Below are 19,503 nucleotides of genomic sequence, written 5' to 3' on the forward strand. Positions count from 1 at the left end.
ACGGGCTCAGGACTCCCGGGCCACTCCCCCGGTCGACCGGCTGACTGTGCGTTTCGAATCGATACGGACGGGACACTCGTACGCCCATCGCAACGGACAGTCAGCAGGAGGTCGAAAGCACCGTGTCGGCGTCGCACAGGGAGGACCGGGCCGGCGGTCCGGCGCAGCGGGGGGAGCGCGTCGCAGTAGTGTTCGACCGGCGGTTCCCGTTGATGTCGGCCGGCAAGGAACTGCTGCGCAAGGCCTTCCCCGACCATTGGTCCTTCCTGCTGGGCGAGATCGCGCTCTACAGCTTCATGGTCCTGGTCGTGACCGGCGTCTATCTCACCTTCTTTTTTCACCAGGACATGACCGAGTTGCCTTACGCCGGCTCGTACCGGCCGCTGCACGGGGTCGAGATGTCGCAGGCCTACAACTCGGTCCTGCACATCAGCTTCGATATCCGCGGCGGGCTGCTCATCCGGCAGATCCACCACTGGGGCGCATTGGTCTTCATCGCCGCCATCGGCGTGCACATGCTGCGCATCTTCTTCACCGGCGTCTTCCGCAGGCCGCGTGAGGGCAACTGGATGATCGGCGTGACGCTGTTCTGGCTGTCCATTCTGGAGGGCTTCTGCGGCTACTCACTGCCCGACGACCTGCTCTCCGGCACGGGGTTGCGTACGGCCGAGGGCATCGTGCTCTCCATTCCCGTGGTCGGCAGTTATCTGACTTTCTTCATCTGGGGCGGTGAATACCCTGGCGAAGAGATCATTCCTCGTCTGTATGCTGCTCACATTCTGCTGATCCCCGGAATTCTGATCGCGTTGATCACCGTTCATCTCTTTCTGGTGATCTATCTGAAACACACTCAGTGGGCCAAGCGGGGAAATACGAACCGCAACGTGATCGGCAAGCCGATGGTCCCGCAATACACCGCGAAATCCATTGGCCTGTTCTTCATCATCGCCGGCGTTCTTACCGCGATGTCCGCGCTGATGCAGATCAACCCGATCTGGGACTATGGCCCCTACCGTACGGATCAGTCCTCCATCGACGCGCAACCCGACTGGTATGTGGGTTTCCTGGAGGGTGCGCTGCGGCTGATGCCCGGGGTCGAGTCGAATGTGGCCGGTCATACGATCGTGTGGAACGTGTTCCTGCCCGGAGTGGTGCTGCCGGTATCGCTTTTCGCTCTCCTCTATCTGTATCCGTTCTTCGAACGGTGGATCACCGGGCAGACCGGCGAGTACCACCTCGCCCAGCGGCCGCGTAACCAGCCCACCCGCACCGGGCTGGGGGTGGCCGGTGTCTGCGTCTACGCCGTGCTGCTCCTGGCAGGTGGTCAGGACGTGCTCGCCTACGTCTTCAAATGGCCCGTGGAGTGGCTGACGTACATCTTCCGCACCGCGCTGTTCGCCCTGCCGTTGCTGGCCTACTGGATCACCAAGCGGGCCTGCCTCGGGCTGCAGGCCCGGGACCGGCGCCGCCTCGGAGCGGGGGACGGAACCGGCGACGTCCACCTGACCGATGCCGGTGGCTACCAGGAACGCCGCGCCCTGCTCCCGGGAGCGGAGCAGCACCGGCTCCTCGTCCGGGACGCGCCGCGCCCATTGACCTATGGCACGGAGCCCTCGCGCTTCTTCCACAAGCACCGGGTGCGCAACGCCCTCAGCTCCTGGTTCTTCCGCGACCGTGTCGAACTGCCCGCCACGGAGCAACAACAGCAGCGAATCCAGGAGGTCCTGACCCCCCCGGATGCGGAGGCGCAGGAGAAGGCCAAGGATGAAGGAAGGAAAGCGAGCGGGCACCGGGTGAGGAAGGCAGCTGCGCGGATATTGCTGGCGGCAGGGAACAAATTGAACCCTTGATTTTGAACCCATGATGACGGGACAGGGCAGGCATCCATGACCGACAGAAGTTCTCAGGAGGACGGCCCGCCGCTTGCCGGGCGTTCCGCGCGGAGTCTACTCGCCGGGCCGCAACCGGACCCCGCAGGGGCGGCCGGGTACACGGATCATCCTCCTCGGATGGGTTTCTTCACCGACACGTCGGTGTGCATCGGATGCAAGGCGTGCGAGGTGGCGTGCAAGGAGTGGAATGCCATTCCGGAGGACGGCCTGGAACTCACCGGCATGTCCTACGACAACACTCAGGGGCTGGGCGCCGACACCTGGCGACATGTGGCCTTCATCGAGCAACGCAAGCCGCTGGGCGGCCAGGAACCAGGAGTCGATCACAGTGGCCTGAACGTCTTCGACGCCGCGCGGCAACTCAGCACGGCTCCCGCGGCCTCCGAGGGAGGCTCGGCGGCGCCGCCTCCGGAGGTGGCGGGCGACGGTACCGCCGCCGGTGACATCTCCCCCGTCGCAGCGGACGGACGCACGGAACTGCGCTGGCTGATGTCTTCCGACGTGTGCAAGCACTGTACGCACGCCGCCTGTCTGGACGTCTGCCCCACCGGCTCCCTGTTCCGGACCGAGTTCGGCACGGTGGTCGTCCAGGAGGACATCTGCAACGGCTGTGGTTACTGTGTGCCCGCCTGTCCCTACGGGGTCATCGACCAGCGCAAGGACGACGGCCGGGTGTGGAAGTGCACCTTGTGCTACGACCGGCTGGGCGAGGGCATGGAGCCGGCCTGCGCCAAGGCGTGCCCGACCGACTCGATCCAGTTCGGGCCGCTGGAGGAACTGCGGGAGCGTGCTGACGCCCGCGTCGCTCAACTGCACGAAGCCGGTGTCGCCGACGCCCGTTTGTACGGCGAGAGTCCGGATGACGGGGTGGGCGGGGACGGTGCCTTCTTCCTGCTGCTCGACCGGCCCGAGGTGTACGGGCTGCCACCGGACCCGGTGGTCACGACGCGCGATCTGCCCTCGATGTGGTGGCATGCCGGTGCGGCTGCCGTGACGCTGGCGGCCAGCGCCGCGCTCTGCTTCGCCGGGAGGTCCCGGTGAGCGAGTCCGAGGTGACCCGCGAAGGTGTGCGGGGGGCGCGGCCCGGCCGGCAGGCGGTCACCGGCAAGGCCGCCGGGCGCAAGCGGCGTGGCGGCAAGCGCGGCGAGCAACCCATGGTTCCCGAGGCCGAGTTCTCCTCCTACTACGGCAAGCCGGTCCTCAACAAGCCCACGTGGAAGGCCGCCGACATCGCCGGCTACCTCTACCTGGGCGGCCTGGCCGGGGCGTCTTCGCTGCTCGCGGCCGGCGCTCAGGCCACCGGGCGGCGTCCACTGGCCCGGACGGCCAAGGCCGGCGCGGCCGCGGCCATCAGCCTGTCGCTGGCAGCGCTCATCCATGACCTCGGGCGGCCCTCACGCTTCATCAACATGCTGCGGGTGTTCAAGCCGACCTCACCCATGAACATGGGGTCATGGCTGCTCGCCGGCTATGCCCCGCTCGCCACCGCCTCGGCGCTCAGCGACGCGACCGGCCGGCTCCCTCGCACCGGCGCCGCGGCCACCGTCGGCGCGGCCCTGCTCGGTCCCGCCGTTGCCACGTACACGGCTGTGCTGATCTCGGACACGGCCGTTCCGGCCTGGCACGAGGGCTACCGGCAACTGCCGTTCGTCTTCGCGGGGTCCGGGGCCTCTGCCGCGGCCGGACTGGGTCTGCTGGGCTCGCCGGTGGCGCATGCGGGTCCCGCGCGACGCCTGGCCGCATATGGCGCCGCGCTCGAACTCGGCGGCACCCAGCTGATGAAGCGGCGGATGGGTCTGGCCGCCGAGACCTTCGACCAGGGCAAGGCACACCAGCTGATGCGGGCGTCGGAGGTTCTGACCTCGGGCGGAGCCCTGCTGGCTCTCTGCGCCGGACACCGGAACCGGCGGACGGCGGCGCTCGCGGGGGCTGCGCTGCTCACCGGTTCGGCGGCTCTGCGCTTCGCGGTCTTTCACGCCGGGGTCGCCTCGGCCGAAGACCCCAAGTACACCGTTGTTCCGCAGCGGGAGCGGCTCAACGAAGAAGAAGCGCGGCTGACCGGACGGCCCTCGGCCGAGTGACCGGCCGGGCCCCGGGGTTTCGACCCGGCACCGAAGGTGACCCGTCCGGGGAAGCACGTCGAGAACGTCGAGAGAAAGCCGACGTCGAAGAGAAAGCGGACGACATGAGTGAAGCACAGAGCGACCGGGACCAGGCAGCACGTCTTCCCGAGGGCGACGTGGTGGCGATCCTGCTGGAACAGCACGCGGATATCCGGGATCTCTTCACCCTGGTGAAGAACTCTCAGGGCGAGGCCAAAAAGGAGGCGTTCGACCATCTGCGCACCCTGCTCGCGGTGCATGAGACCGCCGAGGAGATGATCGTCCGTCCGGTCGCCGAGGACACCGCGGGCAAGGAGGAGGCCGAGGCCCGCAACGAAGAGGAGAAGGAAGCGAACAAGGTCCTCTCCGAACTGGAGAAGATGGACCTGGCCAGCCCCGAGTTCGCGGCTCAACTGGCGGAGTTCGAGCAGGCGGTCATCGACCACGCCGAGCACGAGGAGCGGGAGGAGTTTCCCGCGGTACGAGCCGGGCGGACCGAGGAGGAACTCCAGTCCATGGGCAAGCGGCTGCGGAAGGCCGAGCGGACCGCCCCCACCCACCCCCATCCCACGGCGGCCGGTTCGCCGAAGGCGCAGTGGGCGGTGGGCCCCTTCGCGTCCATGGTCGACAGGGCGCGCGACGCCATCAAGAGCAGCAGCTGAGCGGCGGCCGGACGTGTGGTGCGGGCCCTGCGACGTACGGTGCACGGGCCCGCACAGGCATGGGGACGGACGTACGGTGCACGGGCCCGCACACGCATGAGGCCGGCCGGTCGGATGAAGCGGTCCGGATCAAGCGGTAGGGCTCTCCGACGACAGCTCGGGGGCCGCCGCCTGGATCCGCTCCTCGTCGATCACCCAGCGCCAGGTCACCACCATGGCGGCGATGCCGATCGGCAGCATGGCCACGATCATCGTGAGCCCGCCGAAGGTGTCTCCCAGGGCGATCATCCCGACCGCGGGCATATCCAGCAGCGGTGCGGCGAGAAACAGGTACATGCAGCGCCCCGGATCGCTCAGCCGGTGACGGATTCCCAGCACCGGCAGCCAGAAGAGAAAACTGCCCGCGATCAGCACCGCGTCCAGCGCCCGGTGCAGAAGCGGTCCCGGAGGGTACCTGCAACTGCCGAGCGTGACAGCGGCGTGCAGGAGCAGGAACAGCGGCAGCGCCGCCGCCGGGGGCAGCGTGACACGTTGCCAGAACCGGCTGGGCCGGGTGATCAGGATGACGGCGGGGACCAGCACGGCGATGACGAACGCCGCCCAGCCCATCTCGACTGCCTCAGTCACCACGGGGCAGTTCCTCCTTCTCCAGCGGGCCCCGCCTGACGCGCAGGACCAGGGCCAGCGCAAGGAGCGGGGCGGCCACGGCGATCAGCCAGAACCCGTAGATGAACGACAGCCCCACGATCGCCGCCGCCAAGGCGGTCGGCAGGGCTGCTGCCTCTCCCTTGGCCGGCAAGCGGTAGCGCCGGTGCTGTTCGGGGCCGGTCAACGACGAAAGCAGCACCGCCAGTGCGGCCAGTTCGATCAGCACGACGACCCCGCCCCAGAGCCAGTAGACAAGGGAGCTCTCGCCGTAGATGGCCAGGACTGCGAGGAGGATGCCGTTCAGCAGTCCCCAGCCGGCCACCACCAGAAACGCCGGATGCCTCTTCATGACCGGCCTCCCGGGTCCGGCTCCGGGCCAACGGCCGCTCTTTCGGCGGCCGCTGCCGCAGCACGTTCCCTGAGGTCGAGGAGGGGCGCATGGCCGGTGATGGGGGGCAGGGGATGCTCGGCGGTGAAATTCATCCGTGGCGGTGGTGACGTGGTGGCCCATTCGAGGGTGTGCGCGTTCCAGGGGTTGTCACCGGCCAGTGGCCGCTCCGGGTGCAGCGCACGCTTGCGCAGCGTCCAGAAGACGTTGACCACGAAGACGGTCATGGCCGCGGCGAGAGCGGCCGCACCGCAGGTGGCCAGCAGGTTGAGCAGGCCGAACCCGTCGAACGTCTGGTAGGTGTACACCCGGCGCGGCATTCCCGCGTAGCCGAGGCCGAACATCGGCAGGAAGGTGAGGTTGGCGCCGAGGACCATCAGCCAGAAGTGGATCTTGCCGAGCCGTTCGCTCAGCAACACTCCGGTGACCTTGGGGAACCAGAAGTACACCGCGGCGAAGAGACCGAAGGCGCTGCCCGCGAACAGCACGTAGTGCAGGTGCGCGACGATGAAGTAGCTGTCGGTGACGTGGTAGTCGATGACCGGAGTGCCGATCATGATGCCGGTGAGGCCGCCGATCAGGAACTGCGGGATGAAGGCGAGCGCGAAGAGCATCGGGGTGCGGAAGCGGAGGCGTCCACCGAGCACCGTCCCGAGCATGCCGAAGTACTCGACACCCGCGGGGACCAGCAGCGTGATCGAGGTCAGCGAGTAGTAGTCGTTGGCGGCCTGTCCGGTGGCGAACATGTGGTGTCCCCATACGCTCATCGACAGCGCCGCGAACGCCAGCAGGGACAGGACCGTCCCCTTGTAGGCGAAGGGAGCCCGCCCGGAGAAGACCGCCAGCACCTCCATGACCGCGGCCAGGTAGGGGAAGAACATCACGTAGACGACCGGGTGGCCGTAGAACCAGAACAGGTGCTGATAGCCGATGTTCCACACGTTCGACGTGAAGACCGACGGGTCGGCGCGACCGGCTGTCAGCAGGCTCAGGGCGGCGAGCAGGGAGGGGAACGAGCCGATGACCATCAGGCAGGTGACGACCATCGACCAGGAGAAGACCGGCATCCGCAGCATGGTCATCCCCTTGGCCCGTTTGCGCAGCACCGTCCACAGCACGGCCCAGCCCATGGTGATCATGCCGATCGTGGTGAGGAACACGCCGACGATCCACAGGTCGGAGCCGACGCCGGGGGAATGCTCACTGTCGGCCATCGGGGGGTAGGAGAACCAGCCGTCCGCATGCGCACCGGTGGGTGTGGCGAAACCGGTCAGGATGATGACCGCTCCACTGACGTACAGCCAGTAGCCCAGCAGTGTGGTTCGGGGAATGGCGATCGTCGGCGCGCCGATCTGCAGGGGGACGAGATACACGCCGAGCCCCAGCGCGAACGGCGTCATCACCAGGTAGATCATGCCGGAGCCGTGGATGGTGAACAGCTGATTGTACGTCTGGGCATCCACGAAGTGTTCGTCCGGCTGCGCCAGTTGGCTGCGCATCAGCAGGGCCAGGATGCCCATCAGCAGCAGCAGCACGAGCGAGGTGGCGACCGTGAGGATACCGATGCGTTTGTGGTCGGTGGTGGTGATCCAGTCGAGCCAGCCGGCCGGCTTGACGGTCCGGGACCCCGCGTTCTCCGCGGGAGGCGCCACGGTCATGCCGCGGCCCCGGCCGTCTGCGCCCCCGACTGGGCGGCGAGCCACTTGCTGTACTTCTCCGGGGAAACCGCCTTGAACCAGAAGTGCATCTCGGCATGGCGTTCTCCGCAGAACTCGGCACACCTGCCGATCCAGCGGCCCTCCCGGTCCATGGTGATGGTGAAGGTGTTCTTGTGGTCGGGAAAGGCGTCCATCTTGTAGCGCAGCGCGGGGACCCACAGCGAGTGGATCACGTCCCGCGAGGTGACCGTCACCTGGATGGTGCGCCCGGTCGGTACGACGAGCGTGGGGAGCTTGCCGCCCCGGCAGTTCGACGTGGTACTGACCGGTTTCGAGGCCTGCGGATAACTGAACTTCCAGCACCACTGGAACGCCGTCACGTTCACCCGCACCGGCGACTGTTGAGCTGCCCGCTGTTCCCGGTGGTTCTGCCAGGCCGTGTAGGCCACCAGGGACGCGGCGATGGCCGCGAGCACCACTACATAGCACTTCTCCAGCTTCGGCCGGTTCGCGCGGTGCGAGGGGTCGATCCCCGGACGCGCCCGACGGCGGGCCACGGAGAAGAACACGATGCCGAGGATCAGGAGGAAGACGACCCCGGCGATGACCGACTCCAGGCCGAAGACCTGACCGAAGATGTGCCGCCGGTTCATCGGTGCTCCCGGCGCTCCCGGCGGCCCCCCGCCGGCACCGACCCGCCGACGTGGTGGGCCGGCGACCCGTACCCGGCGCGCCGTAGTCGGACCAAGAATCGCATGGGATCACTCCTGTCGGGTCGCGCCAAGTCCGGCGCGCAGCCACCTGGACCCTACGGTCGTGCGTGGTGGGCTGCGAGGGGACACACCGCACGGCCAAGTGCCCGGTGATGGCGCTCCGACACGTCCCTTTCCTGGAATAACCCTAAGTTTTGCCCGCTTGGATGCGGGTACTCAGCGTTTCCGTAACGGCAGACCTCCGGGAGCGGCAGCGTTTCCGGCCCGGCGCAGGAGGCGAAGCGAGAGGTGCCCACTCAGGAGCAGGTGCTCCGTTTGCTGGAGACCGGCCTCGATTACCGCGAAGCAGCGGCGCGTCTCGGCGTGCCCGCCGGGCAGGCGTTCCTGATCGCCACCGGCCTTCCGGCCGACGGTGGGGACACCCTGACCGCGGAGGAACAGCGGCGCCCCGGCATGCCTTCGTCCTCCACCCAGCACCTGGTCAACCCGGCGGCGGAGAACCCGACCGGCAAGGACTCCGTACGGCAGTGGTTGAAGCAGCGGGCCGCCGCGGACGCGCAGATGCAGTCCGCGGCGCGGCGCCGGGACGCCGGCCCGGGGAGTAGTCAGGACACCGACGAGACCGACGAGGTGACGGACCTGCTCACCCGCGATCACGACCGGGTTACCGCCCTGCTCAAGCAGCTGCAGACGATCCCGGGCCGGAAGAAGGGCGGGTCGCCGGCGCAGATGTCCCGCCGCGGCTCCATCGTGGACATGCTCGGGGCGGTCCTGGCTGCCCACGAGCCCGCGGAGCAGCAGCACTTGTGGCCGGCCGTGCGGAGGGTGCTCGGCGACGGGGATGCCCTCGCCGACCAGGCCCTGGAACAGGAACGGGAGGGCACGCGGACCCTGACCGCACTGGCCGGGACCGCGCCCGACACCGAGGAGTTCGACGACCTGGCCGAGCAGTTGAGCAGCCGACTGCGCCGGCACGTCGCCTTCGAGGACTCCGTGTTCGCCGAGCTCCGCGCTGCGCTGTCACCTGACGAACGAAGCGCGCTCGGACGGAATCTGCGCCGAGCCCGGGACGCGGCTGGTCGCCGTCCGGCCGACCGACAGGGCACAGCGGAGACGGACCCCTAGACGAGCAGCCGGGCAACGGCCGGCGGAGGAACGGCCGAGACGGGCCGACGGAGACTGCGCGACTGCGAGAGGCGGATGTCATGGGTGTGCGGACCTGGATCGACTCCTGGCCGGTGTACCGGCAGCTGAAGGGCGACGACCCACTGGGTCGCGGTGCGGCGGCCAAGAGCGCGCACAGTGCCCGGCTCTCTCCCCGAGTCGCCACCGCGGACAAAGTGGTGAAGTCGATCTGCCCGTACTGCGCGGTGGGCTGCGGCCAGAACGTCTACGTGCAGGACGAGCAGGTGACGCAGATCGAAGGGGACCCCGACTCCCCCGTGTCGCGCGGCAGGTTGTGCCCGAAGGGCTCAGCCAGTCTGCAGCTGACCACCGGCTCCGCCAGGGAACACGGTGTGCTCTACCGCAGGCCGCACGGGACCGAATGGGAACGGCTGGACCCGGACACGGCCATGCACATGATCGCCGACCGGGTCATCAAGGCCCGCCGGGAGGGCTGGCAGTGGGAGGCGGACGGGGTACGTACCCGGCGCACCCTGGGCATTGCCAGTCTGGGCGGTGCCACCCTCGACAATGAGGAAAACTACCTGATCAAGAAGCTCTTCACCGCGCTCGGCGCCGTACAGATCGAGAACCAGGCCCGGGTTTGACACTCTGCCACCGTCCCCAGTGTGGGGACCTCGTTCGGCCGCGGCGGCGCGACCACCTTCCAGCAGGATCTGCAGAACTCGGACTGCATCGTCATCGAGGGCTCCAACATGGCCGAGTGCCATCCGGTGGGGTTCCAGTGGGTGATGGAGGCCAAGGCGCGCGGAGCGAAGGTGATCCACGTCGATCCGCGGTTCACCAGGACCAGCGCGCTCGCCGACGTGCACGTGCCACTGCGCGCGGGCAGCGACATCGCGTTTCTCGGCGGCATCATCAACTACGTGCTGCAGAACGACAAGTACTTCCGTGACTACGTCGTCGCGTACACCAACGCGCCGGTCATTCTGCGGGAGGACTTCCAGGACACCGAAGATCTCGACGGGGTCTTCTCCGGGCTGGACGCGGACAACCGCACGTACGACAACAGCACGTGGCAGTACCAGGGCATGGAGGTGCAGGCGGCATCCGGCCAGCGCGACCAGATGTACGAGAAGCGGACCGGAGGCGGCAGTTCGGTCGCCGAGTCGGGCGGCGGGGAAGCACACGGTTCGGGCGGGGCCGTGCTCGGCGAGGGCGAACCGGAACGCGACGAGAGCCTGAGCCACCCGCGGTGTGTGTTCCAGGTGGTCAAGCGGCACTACCAGCGGTACACACCGGAGATGGTGGAGGACATCTGTGGCGTGCCGCAGGACATGTTCCGCCAGGTCTGTGAACTCGTCACGGAGAACTCCGGGCGGGAGCGCACCACTGCCTTCGCCTACGCCGTGGGGTGGACTCAGCACACGGTGGGGGCGCAGTACATTCGTTCGGCCGCGATCCTGCAGAGCCTGTTGGGCAACATCGGGCGCCCGGGAGGGGGGATTCTGGCTCTGCGCGGACACGCGTCGATCCAGGGGTCCACCGACATCCCGACGCTGTTCAACCTGCTGCCGGGTTACATTCCGATGCCGCACGCGCACAAGGGCCAGGATCTCGATGCCTTCGTCAAGGCGGAGAGCGCCGACAAGGGTTTCTGGGGCGAGACGCGCTCCTACCTGGTGAGCCTGTTGAAGGCCTACTGGGGAGAGGCCGCTACCCAGGACAACGACTTCTGCTTCGACTACCTGCCCCGGCTCACCGGCTCGCACAGCACCTACGAGACGGTCATGGCGCAGTTGGACGGCGTCTGCAAGGGCTACTTCCTGCTCGGCGAGAACCCGGCTGTGGGCTCGGCCAACGCGAAGATGCAGCGCCTGGGCATGGCCAATCTCGACTGGCTGGTGGTCCGGGACTTCTCGCTCATCGAGTCCGCCACCTGGTGGAAGGACGGTCCGGAGATCGAAACGGGCGAACTGCGGACCGAGGACATCGGCACGGAGGTGTTCTTCCTGCCGGCCGCGGCCCACACCGAGAAGGACGGCAGCTTCACCAACACGCAGCGCATGCTGCAGTGGCACCATCAGGCGGTGGAGCCCGCCGGTGACGCGCGCAGCGATCTGTGGTTCATGTACCACCTGGGTCGCATCCTCAGAGAGAAACTCGCCGGTTCCGCCGACGAGATGGACCGGCCTGTGCTGGATCTCACCTGGGACTATCCGACCAAGGGCGAGCGGGCCGAACCCGAGGCCGAGGCGGTCCTCGCGGAGATCAACGGCTATGACGCCGAAGGACATCCGCTCGCCTCGTACGAGCAGCTCAACCCCGACGGTTCCACGGCCTGCGGTTGCTGGATCTACTGCGGGGTCTACGCGGACGGCGTCAACCAGGCAGCCCGTCGCAAGCCGGGCAAGGAGCAGAACTGGGTGGCGAACGAGTGGGGCTGGGCCTGGCCCGCCAACCGCCGCATCCTGTACAACCGGGCGTCGGCGGACCCGGACGGCAAACCGTGGAGCGAAGGCAAGGCGCTGGTGTGGTGGAATGCGGACGAAGCACAGTGGACCGGGCACGACATTCCCGACTTCGCGGCCGAGAAGTCGCCCTATCACCAGCCGCCGAAGGACGCCACGGGCGCCGAGGCGCTGTCGGGTACGGACGCCTTCATCATGCAGGCGGACGGCAAGGCGTGGCTCCATGTGCCGTCGGGTCTCACCGACGGCCCGCTGCCCGCCCACTACGAGCCCCAGGAGTCCCCCTTCCAGAACCCGCTGTACTCCCAGCAGCGCAACCCCGTCCGGCATCTGCCCTCGCCCCATCCCGACAACCGGTATCACCCCAGCGGGGCCGGTCCGGGTGCGGACGTCTTCCCGTACGTGCTGACCACGTACCGCCTCACCGAGCACCACACGGCCGGAGGTATGTCCCGGTGGCAGCCGTATCTGGCGGAGCTGCAGCCCGAGTTCTTCTGTGAGGTGTCGCCGGAACTGGCTGCCGAGAGGGGCCTGACGCATATGGACTGGGCCACCATCGTCAGTGCCCGGGGGGTGATCGAGGGCCGGGTGCTGGTCACCGATCGGATGGCGCCGCTGGTGGTACGCGGCCGCACCCTCCACCAGGTCGGGCTGCCCTATCACTGGGGTCCGAACGGCTACACCGTCGGGGATGCCGCCAACGAGCTCAGCCACCTGGCGCTGGACCCCAACACACACATCCAGGAAAGCAAAGTCCTCACCTGTGACATCCGCCCGGGCAGGCGTCCGCGCGGTCCGGCAGCCGTGGCGTTCGTCCGCGCCTACCGGGACCGGGCGGGGATCGACGAGCACACCGGGACGGAACCCTGAGGCATCCGCGGCCGACCGCGGCGACACCAGCCGTGCGCAGCCGGGGTGTTGTGCAACGGGTGCGCCTCCCCGGAGTAGGCTGGCCGGGCAGTCGGGCGTGCAGTCGCTCGCGGGGAGGCGTGTGGGTGCCTGGTGGCCCTCCCGGTCTTCAAAACCGAGGTGTCCGAGCATCTCGGGCAGGCGGGTTCGATTCCCGTCCGCCTCCGCTCCTCGCATCGGTACGGCAACGCCGAAGTGTCCCGTCCACACGTTCGGTGCGCCCGGTCCGGTCCAGGTGCTCCAAGAGCGGTACGGCCACTCGGCGGGTGGTGTCCAGCGCCCGGCGGGCCTCGCTCATGGTGAACGGCTGGTCGAGCGCGGCCAGGATCTCGACCGCCCGGACATCCGCGCCGGGCAGGAGCACGATGCCATCGGTGATCTTCAGCAACGCGCCCGCGGCCACCGCCGCGGCCACCACGGAGGGGGACAGGGCGAGCTCAGCCATCCGGTGTGCCTCCGGTGCACGGAACGGAGCCGCCGCCAGCTCGCTCCGGACCGTTTCCACCGCGGCTCGGACCTCGGCGGGCAGCTCCGGCCGGGCCGCACGCCCGTAGATCCTGCCGCCGCGCTGCCGCAGGCCTGCCGCTCCTGCCGCGCCGACCAGTGCGTCGACCAGGCTCCGGTCGGGCAGACCGAGAAGCCGCCGGGCGGCTTCGGCGGGCAACCCGGGATCCATCGGATGTGCGGCGGCGTGCTCCTCGACCGCGGCTGCCAGCCGCAGCCCGAGTTCCTCCCACCGGACCGCGTCGGCCAGCCAGTTACCGGCCACCGGGTCCGCTCCCGGCCGCACGCCCATGGCCACCAGCTCCTCCCGCCGGACCAGTCCGCGCCGTTCGAGCTCGGCGGCTCCATCGGGGTCCCCGGTCATGCCGGCGAGTTGCCCGGCACGGGCGGCAGCCGCGCCTCGCCGGGTCAGCCGAGGTGGTCGGACGTCCAGTACCGTGACGCCGGCCGGGATGCCGTGCTGCCCCGGGTCCCGCAGCAGCGCCGCATCACCGATCCGCAGCGGAAGCTTCCGCGGCAGTTGCAGTCTGGCGGTGTCCTCGTCCAGCGGCCGGACGGTGACCGGCACCGCCGCTGAGCCGACGTGCAGCGTCAGCTTCCGGGGCAGTTCCGCCGCGGCCGCACCGTGCAGGCGTACGTCGATCAGGTCGGCGGCGAGCCACCGCCCCGGCGCCAGCAGGGCGTCGCCACGCCGGATCCGGCCGGCGCGCGGGCCGTGCACATTGACCGCGACCCGTGCGACGGCGCTCATCTCGTCGTGGTCCTCGTTCAGCGATTGCAGACCCCGTACCCGCAGCGGCTCCGCGCCGTCCGCGGGGACCAGGTGATCGCCCACCCGGATCGCCCCGCCGCCGAGCGTTCCGGTGACCACCGTTCCACGGCCGCGCACCGTGAACGACCGGTCCACCCACAGGCGTACATCGGCGTCGGCGTCCGGAACGGGCAGCGCTTCGGTGAGCCGTGCGAGAGCCGCCCGCAGCTCCGCCAGGCCGGCGCCGGTGAGCGCGCTGACCGCGACCGACTCGACCTCGCCGAGGGAGCTCGCCGCCATCCGCTGCAGCGCGTCGGACCGTACGGGTTCCGGGTCCGCGAGGTCGCTGCGGGTCACCGCGAGGAGCCCGTGCCGCACTCCGAGGGCGTTCAGAATGGCCAGGTGTTCCTCCGACTGCGGCTGCCATCCCTGATCGGCCGCGACGACGAAGAGGACAGCCGGCGCCGGCCCCACCCCGGCGAGCATGTTGCCGACCAGCCTTTCGTGGCCGGGCACGTCGACGAAGACCGTCTGCTCGGTGCCGGCTGCCCGCGGAGTCCACACGAACCCCAGGTCGATGGTCAGGCCGCGCCGGCGCTCCTCCTCCCACCGGTCGGGCTCCATGCCGGTCAGCGCCCGGACCAGAGCTGACTTCCCGTGGTCGACGTGCCCGGCGGTGCAGATCACGTGCATGTGGCATCACCCCGCGCGGCGACGGTGCGGATCGCGCGGGCCACGTCCGGGTCCTGGTCGCCGGGGACCGCACGCAGGTCGAGCAGGCAGCGTCCGCCCTCGATCCGGCCCATCACCGGCTGCGACCCGGTGCGGAGCTCCGCGGCATAGCGCTCCGGCAGCGATACGGCGGCGCTCGGCAGGGCCACCCCAGGGGCTCCCCCGCCGCCGACGGTGGCCTCGCTGCGGACGGCCCGGGCATCGATGCCTTCCTCGCGCAGTCCGGCGGCCATCGACTCGGCCCGGACACACAGCGCCGCCGGATCGGCGTGCAGCGCAGCGTGAGTGGGGGTCTCCGGTCCCCGTACGCTCGCCTCGAGTGCGGCCAGGGTCATCTTGTCCACCCGTAGCGCCCGGGCCAGCGGGTGCCGGGCCATCCGCCGGACCAGGTCCTCCTGTCCCAGCACCAGGCCGCACTGCGGGCCGCCGAGGAGCTTGTCGCCGCTGGCGGTGACGAGGGCGGCGCCGGCCGCCAGCCAGCTGCCCGCGTCGGGTTCCTCGGGCAGCAGCGGGTCCGCGGCGAGCAGGCCGGAGCCGATGTCGGCGACGACCGGGACGCCGAGGCGGGACAGGTCGGAGACGGGCACGCTACGGGTGAATCCGGTGATGCGGAAGTTCGACGGGTGGACCTTCAGCAAAAAGCCGGTATCGGCTCCGACGGCTTCCGCATAGTCGTCAGGTGTCGTTCTGTTGGTCGTGCCGACCTCGCGGAGTCGTGCACCTGTCGAGGCAAGCAGCTCGGGGAGACGGAATCCGTCGCCGATCTCCACCATCTCGCCCCGGCTGACGATGATCTCCCGGCCGGCTGCGAGCGCGGTCGCGGCGAGAACCAGTGCCGCCGCACCGTTGTTGACGATGTGTGCGGCCCCGGCGAGCGGCACCCGCTCCCGAAGTGCCTTCAGCACCGAGCGGCCACGGCGGTCGCGCGTACCGGTCCGCAGGTCGAGTTCCACGTCGGTCGGTCCGCAGGCGTCGGCCACCGCTTCCCGCGCCGCCGCCGACAACGAGGCGCGCCCGAGGTTGGTGTGCAGCAGCACCCCCGTGGCGTTGATCACCGGTGTCAGCCCGCCCGCGGTCCGGGGCAGCGCGGCCACTGCCGCGTCAGCGACGGCCGCTGCGTCGATCTCCCCCTCTCTGGCTCGCTGCTGAGCCGACTTGACCAGCGGTTTCACCACGCCGGGACCCAGCCGGCGCAGTGCCTCCACGAGTCGGGGATCCGTCAGCACGGTGTCCGTTCGCGTCACCTGACGCCGTATATCGGTGGGCATCCGGGCCGGTGCCCGCACGCTGTCGCCGCTCATCGCCTCGACCGCTCCTCTCGTCTCTGCTCGTCATGTCGACCGCTGCTCTGCGGATACCCGTCGTGGCACCGGACACCTTCCCGCGAGCGGATTCCCCTCCAACCGGCGCCTACTGCCGCCACCCGGGCGAACCTGGCGCGTACGGCCCGGTTGAGGTTGCGTGCGGACGTGTTTGACCAGTGAATGGTGGGGCAGGCGATTTTCGTGCTTCGGACCGGAGGCACGTCCGTTGGGAACGGTGTGACGGCTCCGGGCGTGCAGCTTCCTGCAACAGGCCGGCCCGTAGGCGCCGGTCCCGCGGTGACTGGTTCGGCTGCGTGCGCGAGGAGCGGATCACATGCACACTCTGACCAGGGACCGGCGTTCGTACGAGGACGCCCCCGATACCCTGGACGTGTTCACCCGACTGGCGGCGTTGCCGGAAGGACCCGAACGCCGGGCGGTGCGGGAGGAATTGGTCAGGGTGTGGCTGCCCATGGCCGAACGGATCGCCCGCCGCTTCCGCAGCCGTGGTGAGTCGCTGGAGGATCTGTGCCAGGTTGCGGCCCTGGGCCTGGTCAAAGCTATCGATGGTTACGACGTCGAGCGCGGGGCCTTCGAGAGTTACGCCATCCCCACCATCACGGGTGAGGTCAAGCGGCACTTTCGCGACTACATGTGGACCCTTCATGTACCGCGCCGAGTCCAGGAACTGCGCAACACCGTGCGCATCGCCCGGCGGAATCTGCAGGCCGCCGGCAGCAGCGAGCCCACCGTCGCTCAGCTCGCCGAAGAGACCGGGCTGAGCCAGGAGAACGTGAAGGCCGGGCTCGAAGCACTCGGCAGCTTCAAAGCCCTCTCCCTGGACGCCGAGCTCGCCGGCCCCGACGGGGGCTTCGCTCTCAGCGAGACCGTCGGCGCGCCGGACACCGCTCTCGACATCGTCCTCGACCGGGAAGCCGTCAAGCCCTTGCTGCGCCATCTGTCCCAGCGCGAACGGCGGATCCTCTACCTCCGCTTCTTCCACGACATGACGCAGAGCCAGATCGCGAAGGAGCTCGGCCTGTCGCAGATGCACGTCTCGCGCCTCATCAGCACTTCCTGCAGCCGTATCCGGGAACAGGCCACGCGGGAGCTCCCGACCCGCACACATGGTGAGAAGGCCAGGCTGAAGGTGTGAGGCTGCACGGGGCAGGCTGATGGAATGACGGACGCGGACGGACGCCTGCGGGTCCTGACCATGAACGTGCTGGAGCTGCGCTACGCCGACGGCCGCCGGCGACGAGCCGCGCTGCGCCGGACACTGACCGAGCTGAGCCCGGACGTGATGGCTCTGCAGGAGGTCAGCCGCCGGGAGGTGACCGACCTCCACGAGGCCGGCTGGCACGTCGCACCGCATCCACACTGGTCCGCCGACGACGTCGGGGCGGTGCTGGCGGCCCGTCGGCCCTTCGGGGGGATCCGCAGCACCGGCCTTCGGGTGACCGAACGCACCGCCCGGACTCCGTGGTGCGGAGCGGTCGTCGCCGAACTGCCGCTCCCCGGGCCGCTGCACGGCGCCTTGCTCGTGCACCACAAGCCGAGCTGGCCCTTCGGTTACGAGCGGGAACGCGAACTGCAGGCCGTCGCCACCACCCGGTTGGTGGAGGGGGCCCTGGCCGAGAGGCCTGTGCCGCACGTCGTTCTGATGGGCGACTTCGACGCGGCTCCGGAGGCGTCGAGCATGCGTTTCTGGCGGGGACTGCAGTCGCTGGAGGGCATCAGCGTGTGCTACCAGGACGCCTGGGCGGGCCTGCATCCCGACGACCCGGGCCACACCTTCAGTCCGCGGAACCCGTTGGTCCGACAAGGGGACATGCCTGAAGAAGCGGGGCGCCGGATCGATGGAATCATGGTGCGATGCGACCGCTACGGGCCGACGCTGCACATCGCCGACTGCCGGCGGATCCTGGTGACTCCGACGGCAGGAACGCAGGTCAGCGATCACTACGGCCTGGTGGCCGATCTGACTCTTCCCGATCACCTGCCCGGCAGCTGGGCCTGAAGCCAGGCGGCTGTGTCCGGGGGCAGGAGCGAGGGAGCGTCGGGCATGCGCGTACTCGTCAGAAGCGGCGGTGGCGAAGCGGGCAGCAGGGCCGGCTCGTGGCCGGCGTTGACGACGCAGCGCAGAGCCCCGACCGTGAAGTCCAGCACGCCTTCCGGCGCCGAAGGGTTCCAGCTGAGGTGAGCGCTCTGCGGTTGGGTGCGACGGACGCGGAGAGCTGCCCGGTACAGGCTCAGTGTGCTGTCCGGGTCCTCCGACTGGGCTTCGACGGACAGCGTCCCGAAGAAATCGGGTTGCGGCAGCCAGCCGCGGCCCGTACCGAACCCGTACGACGGCCCGGTGCGGGACCAGGGCAGCGGCACCCGGCAACCGTCCCGGCCCTTGCGGGCACCTCCGGAACGCCGGTGCACCGGGTCCTGGAGGACGTCGACCGGCAGGTCGGCGACCTCGGGCAGGCCGAGTTCCTCGCCCTGGTAGAGGTAGGCGGCGCCGGGGAGTGCGAGGAGGAGCAGAGCGGCCGCCCGCGCGCGGCGCTGGACCGCGGCGGGGTCGAGCGCGGGCTGCCCACCGGAGACCAGCCATCGCTCGTGGTCGGTGCCCTCGGGCAGGCACAGGCGGGACGCATGGCGGATGACGTCGTGGTTGGACAGGACCCAGGTGGGCGCGGATCCGGAGGTTTCCGCGAGGGCGATGGACCGGTCGATGGTCGCGCGCAGCGCTGTCGCCTCCCAGCCCGCTCCGAGGAAGTCGAAGTTGAATGCCTGGTGGAGTTCGTCCGGGCGGGTGTAGAGAGCCCGGCGGTCCAGGGCGGCCCAGGACTCGGCGACCGTCACACGCGGTGGCCGGTATGCGTCGGTGACCTGCCGGAAGCCCCGCAGGATGTCATGCACGCTCTCGCGGTCCCAGAAGGGGTGGTCGCCCTCCCAGCCGTCCCCCACGATCTTGTGGTGGACCTGACCGGGGCCGAGATCACGCAGGGGTTCGGCCAGGTCCTTCGCCATGCCGTGGGCCACGTCGAAGCGGAAGCCGTCGACTCCGCGATCCAGCCAGAAGCGCAGCACACGGTGGAATTCCTCGACGACCTCGGGGTGCGACCAGTCGAGGTCGGGTTGTTCGGGTGCGAACAGGTGCAGGTACCACTGCCCGTCGGGCACCCGCTGCCAGGCCGGGCCACCGAAGACGGACAGCCAGTCGGTGGGCGGGGTCGCACCTCCGTCGCGGCCGTCCCGGAAGACGTACCGCGCACGGGCGGGTCCGCCGGGTTCCATCAGGGCCTGCTGGAACCATGTGTGCTGGTCGGAGGTGTGGTTGGGGACGATGTCGACGATGACGCGCAGGCCCAGTTCGTGGGCGTGGGCGAGCAGCGAGTCGGCGTCTGCCAAGGTGCCGAAGCGGGGGTCCACGTCGCGGTAGTCGGCGACGTCGTAACCACCGTCGACCATCGGCGACGGATAGAAGGGCGTGATCCATACGGCGTCCGCGCCGAGCGCGGCGACGTGGTCCAGGTGGGCCGTGATGCCGGGCAGGTCCCCGAGGCCGTCGCCGTCGGCGTCGGCGAAACTGCGGACGTAGATCTGGTAGATGACGGCCCTGCGCCACCAGGCGTGGCTCTCGGACATGCGGG

General features: G+C 69.4%; 14 protein-coding genes, 1 tRNA gene and 1 pseudogene. 9 read left to right on the forward strand and 7 right to left on the reverse strand.

The genetic code is table 11. The annotated features are described in order from the left end of the window. The first annotated feature begins 212 nt into the window (after positions 1 to 212). The 4 genes from AB0M87_RS15050 (at position 213) to AB0M87_RS15065 (ending at position 4,656) form a co-directional block, all read left to right on the forward strand. Complete coding sequence (locus tag AB0M87_RS15050; protein WP_365852784.1) at positions 213 to 1,850, forward strand: ubiquinol-cytochrome c reductase cytochrome b subunit; 1,638 nt, start codon at positions 213 to 215, stop codon at positions 1,848 to 1,850. Positions 1,851 to 1,886: 36 nt separating this feature from the next. Continuing rightward, entirely contained in the window at positions 1,887 to 2,933 is a 1,047-nt protein-coding gene (locus AB0M87_RS15055; protein WP_365852786.1) for a 4Fe-4S dicluster domain-containing protein, read from the forward strand. Beyond that, on the forward strand, positions 2,930 to 3,973 hold the full coding sequence (nrfD, locus tag AB0M87_RS15060; protein ID WP_365852788.1) for an NrfD/PsrC family molybdoenzyme membrane anchor subunit: 1,044 nt from the start codon (positions 2,930 to 2,932) through the stop codon (positions 3,971 to 3,973). The genes AB0M87_RS15055 and nrfD overlap by 4 nt, the downstream gene beginning before the upstream one ends. A 104-nt stretch (positions 3,974 to 4,077) precedes the next feature. Next, positions 4,078 to 4,656, forward strand: coding sequence for a hemerythrin domain-containing protein (locus AB0M87_RS15065; RefSeq protein WP_365852790.1), 579 nt, complete (start codon positions 4,078 to 4,080; stop codon positions 4,654 to 4,656). Positions 4,657 to 4,785: 129 nt separating this feature from the next. Here AB0M87_RS15065 and AB0M87_RS15070 read toward each other — a convergent pair whose 3' ends face one another. The 4 genes from AB0M87_RS15070 to AB0M87_RS15085 are packed head-to-tail and all read right to left on the reverse strand — an operon-like array spanning position 4,786 to position 8,003. Next, on the reverse strand, positions 4,786 to 5,286 hold the full coding sequence (locus tag AB0M87_RS15070; RefSeq protein ID WP_365852792.1) for a hypothetical protein: 501 nt from the start codon (positions 5,284 to 5,286) through the stop codon (positions 4,786 to 4,788). Beyond that, positions 5,276 to 5,653: a hypothetical protein gene (locus tag AB0M87_RS15075; RefSeq protein WP_365852794.1), complete on the reverse strand. Its 378-nt coding sequence runs from the start codon at positions 5,651 to 5,653 to the stop codon at positions 5,276 to 5,278. The genes AB0M87_RS15070 and AB0M87_RS15075 overlap by 11 nt, the downstream gene beginning before the upstream one ends. Beyond that, positions 5,650 to 7,350 carry a cbb3-type cytochrome c oxidase subunit I gene (locus AB0M87_RS15080; protein WP_365852796.1) on the reverse strand — a complete coding sequence of 567 codons (1,701 nt, stop codon included), beginning with the start codon at positions 7,348 to 7,350 and terminating at the stop codon, positions 5,650 to 5,652. Before AB0M87_RS15080 ends, AB0M87_RS15075 begins: the two co-directional genes overlap by 4 nt. Beyond that, entirely contained in the window at positions 7,347 to 8,003 is a 657-nt protein-coding gene (locus tag AB0M87_RS15085) for a cytochrome c oxidase subunit II (protein WP_365852798.1), read from the reverse strand. The genes AB0M87_RS15080 and AB0M87_RS15085 overlap by 4 nt, the downstream gene beginning before the upstream one ends. A gap of 348 nt (positions 8,004 to 8,351) precedes the next feature. Between AB0M87_RS15085 and AB0M87_RS15090 the strand changes: the two genes are divergently transcribed. The 3 genes from AB0M87_RS15090 (at position 8,352) to AB0M87_RS15100 (ending at position 12,735) form a co-directional block, all read left to right on the forward strand. Then, positions 8,352 to 9,188: a hemerythrin domain-containing protein gene (locus AB0M87_RS15090; protein WP_365852800.1), complete on the forward strand. Its 837-nt coding sequence runs from the start codon at positions 8,352 to 8,354 to the stop codon at positions 9,186 to 9,188. Between the two features lie 80 nt (positions 9,189 to 9,268). Beyond that, entirely contained in the window at positions 9,269 to 12,529 is a 3,261-nt protein-coding gene (gene fdh / locus AB0M87_RS15095; protein WP_365852802.1) for a formate dehydrogenase, read from the forward strand. Positions 12,530 to 12,642: 113 nt separating this feature from the next. Beyond that, positions 12,643 to 12,735 (forward strand) — tRNA-Sec (locus AB0M87_RS15100). Positions 12,736 to 12,827: 92 nt separating this feature from the next. Here AB0M87_RS15100 and AB0M87_RS15105 read toward each other — a convergent pair. Further along, positions 12,828 to 14,516: pseudogene (locus tag AB0M87_RS15105) on the reverse strand (GTP-binding protein); the annotation flags it as partial. Then, a complete protein-coding gene (selA, locus tag AB0M87_RS15110; protein ID WP_365852804.1) occupies positions 14,507 to 15,856 on the reverse strand; it encodes an L-seryl-tRNA(Sec) selenium transferase in 1,350 nt (449 codons plus the stop codon). The gene selA and the pseudogene AB0M87_RS15105, both read right to left, overlap by 10 nt. Before the next feature lie 337 nt (positions 15,857 to 16,193). On the opposite strand from selA, the gene AB0M87_RS15115 reads away from it, so the two are divergent. Together AB0M87_RS15115 and AB0M87_RS15120 are read left to right on the forward strand one after the other, a co-directional pair. Beyond that, positions 16,194 to 17,015, forward strand: coding sequence for a SigB/SigF/SigG family RNA polymerase sigma factor (locus tag AB0M87_RS15115; RefSeq protein ID WP_365852806.1), 822 nt, complete (start codon positions 16,194 to 16,196; stop codon positions 17,013 to 17,015). A gap of 24 nt (positions 17,016 to 17,039) precedes the next feature. Next, positions 17,040 to 17,879, forward strand: coding sequence for an endonuclease/exonuclease/phosphatase family protein (locus tag AB0M87_RS15120; protein ID WP_365852808.1), 840 nt, complete (start codon positions 17,040 to 17,042; stop codon positions 17,877 to 17,879). On the opposite strand, the gene AB0M87_RS15125 is transcribed toward AB0M87_RS15120, so the two are convergent. Next, a complete protein-coding gene (locus AB0M87_RS15125; RefSeq protein ID WP_365852810.1) occupies positions 17,855 to 19,498 on the reverse strand; it encodes a glycoside hydrolase family 13 protein in 1,644 nt (547 codons plus the stop codon). The two genes, AB0M87_RS15120 and AB0M87_RS15125, sit on opposite strands and share 25 nt — an antisense overlap. Between the last annotated feature and the right edge of the window lie 5 nt (positions 19,499 to 19,503).

The sequence above is a fragment of the Streptomyces sp. NPDC051320 genome, from assembly GCF_040682175.1.
Taxonomy (GTDB): domain Bacteria; phylum Actinomycetota; class Actinomycetes; order Streptomycetales; family Streptomycetaceae; genus Streptomyces.

Excerpts from the sequence above, each read along its gene's own strand:
- AB0M87_RS15050 (WP_365852784.1), top strand. The coding sequence starts at position 213 with ATGTCGGCCGGCAAGGAACTGCTGCGCAAGGCCTTCCCCGACCATTGG.
- AB0M87_RS15055 (WP_365852786.1), top strand. The coding sequence starts at position 1,887 with ATGACCGACAGAAGTTCTCAGGAGGACGGCCCGCCGCTTGCCGGGCGT.
- AB0M87_RS15065 (WP_365852790.1), top strand. The coding sequence starts at position 4,078 with ATGAGTGAAGCACAGAGCGACCGGGACCAGGCAGCACGTCTTCCCGAG.
- AB0M87_RS15075 (WP_365852794.1), bottom strand. The coding sequence starts at position 5,653 with ATGAAGAGGCATCCGGCGTTTCTGGTGGTGGCCGGCTGGGGACTGCTG.
- AB0M87_RS15080 (WP_365852796.1), bottom strand. The coding sequence starts at position 7,350 with ATGACCGTGGCGCCTCCCGCGGAGAACGCGGGGTCCCGGACCGTCAAG.
- AB0M87_RS15085 (WP_365852798.1), bottom strand. The coding sequence starts at position 8,003 with ATGAACCGGCGGCACATCTTCGGTCAGGTCTTCGGCCTGGAGTCGGTC.
- selA (WP_365852804.1), bottom strand. The coding sequence starts at position 15,856 with ATGAGCGGCGACAGCGTGCGGGCACCGGCCCGGATGCCCACCGATATA.
- AB0M87_RS15115 (WP_365852806.1), top strand. The coding sequence starts at position 16,194 with ATGCACACTCTGACCAGGGACCGGCGTTCGTACGAGGACGCCCCCGAT.
- AB0M87_RS15120 (WP_365852808.1), top strand. The coding sequence starts at position 17,040 with ATGACGGACGCGGACGGACGCCTGCGGGTCCTGACCATGAACGTGCTG.
- AB0M87_RS15125 (WP_365852810.1), bottom strand. The coding sequence starts at position 19,498 with ATGTCCGAGAGCCACGCCTGGTGGCGCAGGGCCGTCATCTACCAGATC.